This is a genomic window from Curtobacterium sp. MCBA15_001 (assembly GCF_001864835.1).
Lineage (GTDB): Bacteria > Actinomycetota > Actinomycetes > Actinomycetales > Microbacteriaceae > Curtobacterium.
The window spans coordinates 183,070-190,731 of the sequence record NZ_MJGI01000022.1 but is presented as its reverse complement, the minus strand read 5'-3'; the positions used below and the strand labels follow the sequence as shown (position 1 = coordinate 190,731).

The 7,662-nt window shown below is 73.8% G+C and carries 6 protein-coding genes; 3 read left to right on the top strand and 3 right to left on the bottom strand.

Annotated elements, in window-relative coordinates:
- Positions 1-23 precede the first annotated feature (23 nt).
- A complete protein-coding gene (locus BIU90_RS09410; RefSeq protein WP_071299962.1) occupies positions 24-668 on the bottom strand; it encodes a HEAT repeat domain-containing protein in 645 nt (214 codons plus the stop codon).
- A 90-nt stretch (positions 669-758) separates the two neighbouring features.
- Here BIU90_RS09410 and BIU90_RS09405 point away from each other — a divergent pair, with 90 nt between their 5' ends.
- Complete coding sequence (locus BIU90_RS09405) at positions 759-1,712, top strand: aldo/keto reductase (RefSeq protein WP_071299961.1); 954 nt, start codon at positions 759-761, stop codon at positions 1,710-1,712.
- Between the two features lie 83 nt (positions 1,713-1,795).
- Here BIU90_RS09405 and BIU90_RS09400 read toward each other — a convergent pair whose 3' ends face one another.
- Together BIU90_RS09400 and pyrE are read right to left on the bottom strand one after the other, a co-directional pair.
- Positions 1,796-3,988, bottom strand: a complete 2,193-nt coding sequence (locus tag BIU90_RS09400) for a septum formation family protein (protein WP_071299960.1) — start codon at positions 3,986-3,988, stop codon at positions 1,796-1,798.
- Positions 3,985-4,536: an orotate phosphoribosyltransferase gene (gene pyrE / locus BIU90_RS09395; RefSeq protein WP_071299959.1), complete on the bottom strand. Its 552-nt coding sequence runs from the start codon at positions 4,534-4,536 to the stop codon at positions 3,985-3,987. Before pyrE ends, BIU90_RS09400 begins: the two co-directional genes overlap by 4 nt.
- 76 nt (positions 4,537-4,612) lie before the next feature.
- Between pyrE and BIU90_RS18305 the strand changes: the two genes are divergently transcribed.
- Together BIU90_RS18305 and BIU90_RS18300 are read left to right on the top strand one after the other, a co-directional pair.
- A complete protein-coding gene (locus BIU90_RS18305) occupies positions 4,613-6,226 on the top strand; it encodes a hypothetical protein (protein WP_139195203.1) in 1,614 nt (537 codons plus the stop codon).
- A 125-nt stretch (positions 6,227-6,351) separates the two neighbouring features.
- On the top strand, positions 6,352-7,635 hold the full coding sequence (locus BIU90_RS18300) for a M23 family metallopeptidase (RefSeq protein WP_139195202.1): 1,284 nt from the start codon (positions 6,352-6,354) through the stop codon (positions 7,633-7,635).
- Positions 7,636-7,662: the final 27 nt, after the last annotated feature.

The following is a 7,662-nucleotide window of genomic DNA, read 5'->3' as shown; positions in this document are numbered from 1 at the left end:
GCCCGCACGGCGCCCGCGCGCGCTCAGCCCTTCGCGGCCCGCGTCCGCCCGAGCGCGACCTCGCGCCGCGCCCGCTCGAGCGCGAGTGCCGACCCGGCGTCCGGGTCTCGCAGCAGTTCCTCGGTCGCGCTCGCGTGCGCGCGGACGGCCTCCGACCGGTGCGACGCCGCCCCGGCCAGCACGGGCGAGACGACCCCCGCACCGAGCCCGACGAGCGCCCGACTGAGTGCGAGCTGCGTCTCGCGGTCCCCCTGCCCGAGCTGCACGGCGAGCATCCGCGCCAGCGACTCCTCCGACCCTGACGGCACGAGCACCACGGCCGCACGCCACGCGGTCCGCACCACGCCGGGGTCGTCGTCCCCGAGCAGCGCGACGACCTGCGGGTACACGGCCGTCTCGTGCGTCTTCGACAGCGTGTGCAGCGCCTGGCTGCGGGCCTGGGCCTCGGGCCGGTCGAGCTCGCGCAGCAGCCGGGGCACGACGACCGCGGCGGGCAACCGGATCAGTGCCCAGGTCAGCATCTCGCGCACCTGCAGGTCGGGTTCCACGGCACACTGCTCGACGAGCAGCTCGAGGTCGTCGACGGACGGCGAGGTCCCGGCGGCCATCACCGCACGCAGTCGGACGGCGGGACGAGGGTCAGCGAGGTACGAGGTCAGCGTCGGCATGTCCCCCACAGCCCACCCCGACACCACGGCCTTGTCAAGGCGAGCGGCCTAGCGTGGACATCGACCAGTACCGCGACGAAAGGACCTCGGATGCCCCGCATCGGAACCAGTGACCTGCACGTCTTCCCGCTCGCCCTCGGCGGCAACGTCTTCGGGTGGACCGCCGACGAGTCGACCTCGCACCAGGTCCTCGATGCCTACACCGCAGCAGGCGGCGACTTCATCGACACCGCCGACGTCTACTCCGCCTGGGCCGACGGCAACACCGGCGGCGAGTCCGAGACCGTCATCGGCTCGTGGCTCGCGAAGTCCGGCAAGCGTGACGACGTCGTGATCGCCACGAAGGGCTCGCAGCACCCCGACTTCAAGGGCCTCTCCGCCGACACCGTCGCGAAGGCCGCCCGTGCCAGCCTGCAGCGCCTCGGCACCGACCGGATCGACCTGTACTACGCCCACTTCGACGACCAGGACACCCCGCTCGAGGAGACGGTCCGCGCGTTCGACCAGCTCGTCCAGGAGGGGCTGGTGCGGTACACGGCGATCTCGAACTACTCGAAGGAGCGCGCCGCCGAGTGGATCCGCATCGCTGACGAACACGGTCTGGCGAAGCCGGTCGCGATCCAGCCGCACTACAACCTGGTCACCCGCCAGCCCTACGAGTCGGACATCGCGCCCCTCGCCCACGAGCACGGCCTGGGCGTCGTGCCGTACTTCGCCCTGGCAGCGGGCTTCCTGACCGGCAAGTACCGGACGAAGGACGACTTCGCGGGCAAGGACCGCGAGGGCCAGGTCGCCGGGTACTTCACCGACGCGGGCCTCGCCGTCGTGGACGCGCTCGACACCATCGCCACCGCGCACGACGCCGAGATCGCCTCGGTCGCGCTGGCCTGGCTGCAGGCACAGCCCGACGTGGTCGCACCGATCGCGTCCGCTCGCAACACCGAGCAGCTGCCCGCGCTGCTGGCATCGGCGGACCTCCAGCTCACCGAGGACGAGCTCGCGACGCTCACCGACGTGTCTGGCCGGGTCCCGGCCACGGCCTGATCGGCCCGGAGACAGACGGGAGGCTCCCCACCGGTCCGGTGGGGAGCCTCCCGTCTGTCTGTGGCTGGCTGGCTGGTGCCGGGTCAGGCCGACGGTGCCAGCGAACCGGTCATCGTGCCGCCGCCGGAGCGCGTGACGAAGCAGGACCAGAACCGGTCGCCCTGGTTCCAGGACGCCTCGTCCGGCGGGTAGACGCTCTGCACCTGGACGTCGCCGTAGGGCGCGGCGGCCGACGTGTCGACGGCGTCCGGTGACTGGCACTGCTCGGTGGCGATCTGCTTGACCTCGGCGACACCGGGGAACGCGTCCGACTCGATGGCTCCGCGACGGGTGAGCTGGGCGGCGTGCGCGGTGCCGCAGTCGACGACGCTGAAGTCGTCGGCCCACGCGTCGGTGAACGGGCTCATGCACTCGCCACCCGCCAGTTCGTACCAGGGGTGCTCGCCGGGTGCGGCGAGGGTGGTGCTGAAGGTGATGGTCGGGGCGGAGGCCGGCGCGGACGCGGCCTGCGGCTCGGGCGAGACGGTCGTCCGCACCGAGGCCGAGGCCGAGGCGGCCGCGGGCGACTTCGTCGGCGTGAGCTGTTCGTCGATGTCGTTCCCGCGGATCCACGCGGTCAGGGCGAACACCGCGACGAGCATCAGGAGGATGATGACGACCGCGCCGCCGAAGAGCAGCTGCTTGCCGCGCTTGCCCTCGACGCGCAGTCGGGCGAAGCCACGGTTGATGAAGTTGCCGCTGTCGGCCGCCGGTGGGACGGCTCCGGTGCCGCGCTGCGCCTGGGCGGGCACGGCGCTCGGGCGGGCCGGGGTCGGGGCGACGGCGGCCGGCATCATGCGTGTGCCCGTGTCGTGCGGGTCGTAGTCGGTCGCGCCGAGCTGGTCGACGGCCTCGGTGCCGAACAGGTCCTTGATGGCGCTCGTGTCGCTGGTCTCGCGGCCGTGCCACTCGGACTGGTCCAGGTCGTCCTCGGGCAGGCGGCCGGCGGCCGGGGCGGGGGCCGGCGTGACGGCTGGGCCTCGGGTCGGCTCGATGAGCGACGGCGGCGTGGGGGCCGCCGGTGCGCTCTGGGTCGGTGCGTCGGCTGCGGGCGCGGGGGCGTCGATCGGGGTGGCGGTCGCGGCGTCGGAGGCCGCCCACCACGGGGTCTCGCCCGTCCGGACGGCCTCGTCGGCCAGGGACCAGCTGCCACTGTCGCTCGGGACGTCGCGGCGGACCGGGTCGGTGGTCGGCTGGGCGTCCAGGGTCGGCTGGGCGTCCGGGGTCGGCTGGGAGTCCGGGGTCGGAGTGGCCGCGGGCGTCGGGGCAGCAGCAGCCACCGCCGCCGCCGCGACCGGGGGGATCGGGATCTCGCCGGACACGACGTCGTCGTCCTCGTCGGCTTCCTGGTCGGAGGACAGCGCCCACGAGCCGGTGCCGAGCGTGGTGGTGTCGAACGAGGCCGAGGTCAGGGCGGTCGGGACCTCGCCCGTGGCGTCGTCGTGCACGGCCCAGTCGAACGGCTTGTCGGCACGGTCGTCCCCGGGGATGCGGAGCAGGTCAGTGAAGCTCGGCGGCTCGTCGCTCGTCGGCAGGGCGTTCGGGACGCCGAGCGGCTGCGCGACCGGACCCGTGGGCTCCGGGACCTCGCCGAGGCCGGCGCCGACGAGCGGCGCACCCGTGGCCCGGCCGAGCCAGTCCACGTCGTCGCGTCCCTGCCCGCGGGGGTCGGTGCGCCGGCGCTCGTCCTCGATCGCGCGGGTCTCGGCCGCGCGCTGGTCGCGGTGCGCCATCGCCGAGGGCAGTTGGATCGCGCTGGGGTGCGGCGCGTTGGTCGTCGGCGGCACCGGGGCAGCGGCCGGGATGCGGCTGCTCAGCAGGGAGCGGTCGGGGTCGGACGCCGGCTGGGAGGGCTGGGACGGCCGGGCGAGTTCCTCGGGCATCGAGATCGCCTGCGTGGACTCGTCGTCGAGGGCGACCGGCGGCTCGGGCGCGACCGGCGTGGCCGGGGCCGCGGGCGTCGCCGGGGCGGCAGGTGCGGCGGGAGCCGGCGGCTCGAACGGTTCCGGCAGCGGCTGGCCGGTCTCGGCGGCGGCGCGCTCGGCCTCGCGTCGCTCGCGACGCGAGGGCCACTCGTCGGCGGTGCGGGGCGCACCGAAGATGTCGGCGGCACTGCGGAGACCGGGGAAGCGAGCGTCCGGGGCGGACGTGCCCGGAGCCTCCTGGCCGTCGGTCCCCGTGTCGGGTCCGTCGGCCTGGTCGGGCTCGCGCGCGTCGTCCGGACGCTCCGGGGTCACGCGGACAGCCCCAGATCAGCCAGCCCGATGGCCGCGAAGTACGGGTACCCCGCTGCCTCGATCTTCTCCTTGGCGCCGGTGTCGCGGTCGACGACCACGGCGACGGCCGCGACGATCGCACCCTCGCGCTCGAGCGCCTCGGCGGCCTTGAGCGGCGACCCGCCGGTGGTGGAGGTGTCCTCGAGGACGACGACGCGCTTGCCACGCAGGTCCGGGCCCTCGACCTGCTTGCCACGGCCGTGGTCCTTCGGCTCCTTGCGGACCACGAAGGCGTCGTAGGCCTTGCCCTGGGCGGCGGACTGGTGCAGGACCGCGGCGGCGATCGGGTCCGCGCCCATCGTGAGGCCGCCGACCGCGACGACGCCCTCGACCTGGTCGACCAGCTCGGTCATGACCTGTCCGATCAGCGGCGCGACGCGGTGGTCGAGGCTGACCTTGCGGAGGTCGATGTAGTATGTCGCCTTCTTGCCACTGGTCAGCGTGAAGTCACCGTGGAACACGGCCTCAGCCGTGATGTGGTCGATCAACTGCTCGCGCGCGTCCGTCACAGCGTTCAAGGGTAGCCGGTCCGCCTCGCAGCCGCTCATCGGCGGGGTCCGAGGGGCCGTGGGTACGCTCCCGGTCATGCGTGCCGCCCGTCTCCGAGCCCTCGGGCACGAGGCCGTCGGCACCCTCGTGGCGCTCGCCCTGGCGGTCATCGCCCTGCGGCACGTCATCGCCACCGCGCGGGTGTCCCTGCTCTGGTACGACGGCGACTCGGTCCTGCTGCCGCTGGTGATGCGGTCGATGCAGGCGGGCGAGCCGTTCGAGTGGGCGATGTCCCCGGCGCTGTTCTTCTTCCCCGAGCTGCCGGTGTACCTGGTCTGTTCCCTCGTGACGGCGACGCCGCAGCAGGCGCTCGCGCTCAACGGGGTCCTCGTGCTGCTCGGGGTGTACGCCCTGCTGCGGGCCGTCGCGAACGAGCTGATGCCGTCCGCCGCACGCCCGGCACGGATCGCGGTGTCGGCGATCGCACTGGCCTTCCTGACACTGCTGGTGTTGACCGAGTCGAGCGCGTCGGCGACCTCGCTCGAACTGGCGTCCCTGCTGCTCACGACGACGTACTACTACGGGGTGGTGCTGGCCCTCCTGGCGACGGCGGTGCTCGTGCTGCGTGCGGTGCGGACCGGCCACCCGTCGGTGCCGGTGCTGGTGGTGCTCGGACTCGTCGCGACGTGCACCACGGCGTCGAACCCGCTCTACGTGCCGTGGTCCGGAGCGCCGGTCGTCGTCACGCTCGTGCTCCTGGCGCTGGCGCGGCGCGTGCCGTGGCGACCGGCGCTCTTCCTGTCGGGCACGGTCGTCGTGGGCGCGGTCGTGGGGTACCTGGTGCGGATCCCGCTCCGGCCGTTCGTCTCGCTCGACCCGTCGACGTACGTCCATCCCGAACTCGCCCTGTCGACCCTCGGGTTCTTCGCCTCGCTCACCGACGTCCGCTCCGGCACCGTCGCCGGTGACGCCGGACTCGTGCTCATGCTGGTCGGCGTGCTGCTGTCGGTCGGCGGCACGGTGTGGGCATGGCGTGCGGGAGCGTCGCGCACGGTGCTCGTCGCATCGGCGCTGCCCGTCGTCACCATCGTCGCCGTGTCCCTCGGGGTCGTGGTCGCCGGGTCGGACACCCCGCGCTACCTCGAGCCGATCGTGGTGGCTCCGCTGCTGGCGCTGATCGCCGTGTGCGAGCTCGTCCGGGTCGCCGTCCGCCAGACCCGCGTGTACCGGCCCGCGCGGGGCATCCGGGTCGGCCTGGCACTCGGCGCCGCAGCCGTGCTGGCGGCCGGGGTCGCGGTGACGCCGAGCACGATCCAGACGGTGCAGACCGCGTCGTACGCCCCCGCGGCGTGCCTGGACCGCTGGGCCGAGGGCCGCGACGTGGTCGGTGTCGGCCAGTTCTGGACCGTGCGCCCCCTGGCGACGTACGCCTCGACGAACGTCCGGATGCTCCAGGTGCGCGACTCGTTCCAGGTGTACCCGTGGCTCGTCGACCTCGGCTCCTACCGCCGAGCCGACCCGAGCTTCGTCGTGGTGGGCTCCGGCGACGTCTGGCCGACCTCGGTCGAGGACCAGCTGGGCGCGCCGACCTCGGTCACGCACTGCACCGGCTTCGACATCTGGGACTACGCGGGGACGGCCGGCGCCACGACGCTGCGGAAGCAGGTGGTCGACAGCGCCGCCGAGGTCCGACGCGAACGCGGCTTCTGAGGGGTGTGTCGCGGCAGCGAGTTGTCCACAGGTGGTGCGTCGACGTCGCGGAGATCCTGTGCGTCTGTATAGGCTCGCGGGTGATGTCTCGTTCTGCTGCGCCTCACCAGCCCCAGCGCGTCCGCGTGCCCGCACGCCACGCGGTCCGCTTCGCCGTCGCCGGACTGTCGCTCGTGGCGCTGGCCGGGGCCCTCGTGCTCGACGCTCCGCCCGCTCAGGCGGCCGGGTACCCCTCGTGGGACGACGTCCTCGCCGCCCGCGGGCAGGAGTCCCAGAAGAACGCGCAGATCACCGGCATCGAGACCCTGATCGGCGACCTGGCTGCCAAGTCGGACGCCGCCGTCGCCCAGGCCGAGGCCCGCGGCAACGAGTACGCCGATGCACAGCGCAAGTCCCAGCGCGCGGCGGAGAAGGAACAGCGACTGCGCACCGAAGCCGACGCCCACGCCGAGACCGCTGCCGCGAGCGCCGCGCAGGCCGGGCAGTTCGCGGCGCAGATGGCGCGCTCGGGCGGTTCGGACGTCACCTCGAGCGTGCTCACCGGCGGGGACGACGCCCGCGACCTGCTGTACGACCTCGGCGCGCTGAGCAAGCTCTCCGAACAGGCCGAGCGTGTCGAAGCCGTCGCCAGTGCCGACGCCGCAGTCGCCCGGGCGCTGTCCGGCCAGGCCGACCGCGCAGCCACCGAACTCGCCACCCTCGCCGCAGCAGCCGAGGAACGCATGGCCGAGGCGCAGGCCGCGTCCGACCGTGCCCAGGCCGCCTACGACGAGCAGCAGGACAACAAGGCACGGCTCGAGGCACAGCTCGCGACGCTCAAGTCGGGCCGTCTGCGGACCGAGGCCGAGTTCGCCGAGGGTGAAGCCAAGCGCAAGGCCGAGGAAGAACGCGCGCGGGCCGAGGCAGCGGCTGCGGCAGCCCGTGCCGCTGCGGCGGCGCCCTCCCGGGGCGGCAGCTCCGGTGGCGGTGGCGGTGGCGGTGCAGTCGGTTCCGGCGGTGGTGCCGGATGGGTCCGTCCCGCCGGTGGCCGCATCACCAGTGGCTACGGCTCCCGCGTGCACCCGATCACCGGTGTCGTGACCGTCCACGACGGCATCGACCTGGGCAGCGCATGCTCGTCGGCGATCGTCGCGGCGTCGGCCGGCACGGTCGACTACGTCGGGTGGTACGGCGGGTACGGCAACTACGTGCGGATCGACCACGGCGGCGGGGTCAAGAGCGCCTACGGGCACATCGTCAGCGGCGGGTTCCGCGTCACGAAGGGGCAGCGGGTCGCTGCGGGCACGCTCGTCGCGCTCGTCGGGTCGACCGGCAACTCGACGGGGTGCCACCTGCACTACGAGACCCACGTCGGCGGCGGCACCACCAACCCGGTGTCGTTCATGGCGGCGCGGGGCGTGGGCTTCTAACCCGACAGCCCGCCGGGCACGTCCCGC